The sequence below is a fragment of the Brasilonema bromeliae SPC951 genome (assembly GCF_012912135.1).
GTDB classification, from domain to species: Bacteria; Cyanobacteriota; Cyanobacteriia; order Cyanobacteriales; family Nostocaceae; genus Brasilonema; species Brasilonema bromeliae.
This window is the reverse complement of sequence record NZ_QMEB01000445.1, coordinates 1-783: the sequence shown is the minus strand read 5'-3', so window position 1 is coordinate 783 and position 783 is coordinate 1. Positions and strand designations below refer to the sequence as shown.

Sequence of the window (783 nt, the reverse complement as noted above, 5' to 3'; positions counted from 1 at the left end):
AATCCCCGTTACCTCCGTGAAAGGGAGGTGTCCTAGGCCTCTAGACGATGGGGGCATAATCTAGACGCAGAGAGCATCGGCAAGCAGAATAACAAACCGCACCAAACGGTGTCAACTAACTTCAACGCATTACTTATTACTGGCAACTCGTAGTAGTATGGACGTTTTCCACAGCATATCTCCGCCGAAGTAAGCCCATTGCGCCTATGAATACGCAGCTCGAATCAAAAACAGCCGAAACACATTCGTACAGATACCGAACTTTCAACAACTATTTGAAGGAATATTTCGGAACTCGTGTATATCGCGTGCCAATCGACGCTGGATTTACTTGTCCTAATAGAGATGGCGTTCGTGCTTTCGGCGGCTGCACATTCTGCGACGAAAAGGGGTCGGGTGCGCCTACAATCGACCAGAAGCTGAATGTGCGCGAGCAGCTCGTGATGGGAATGGAGCGCATCGTTGGCAGATACAAAGCGAAGAAATTTCTTGGATATTTTCAAGCATTCACAAACACATATGCGCCAGAAGAAGTGCTGCGTAATTTATACGATGTTTGCTTCGAGTTCGAAGATGTAGTCGGATTGTGCATCGGCACAAGACCGGACTGCTTGCCTGACAACATTCTTGATTTGTTAGCGGAGTACGACCAAAAAACTTTTGTATGGACTGAAGTCGGATTGCAGACCATTCACGACCGAACACTTGACCTGATCAATCGCGGACATTCAGCGGCGGAATTTTTTGATGCATTGGACCGAGCGAAACAGCGCAATCTAAAAA

At 47.4% G+C, this 783-nt stretch carries 1 protein-coding gene; it reads left to right on the top strand.

The window, feature by feature from the left end:
• Window positions 1-206: 206 nt before the first annotated feature.
• Window positions 207-783 (top strand): tRNA modification radical SAM protein MnmL/YtqA (gene mnmL, locus DP116_RS28380; RefSeq protein ID WP_169158269.1); only part of this gene is annotated, 577 nt, incomplete at its 3' end.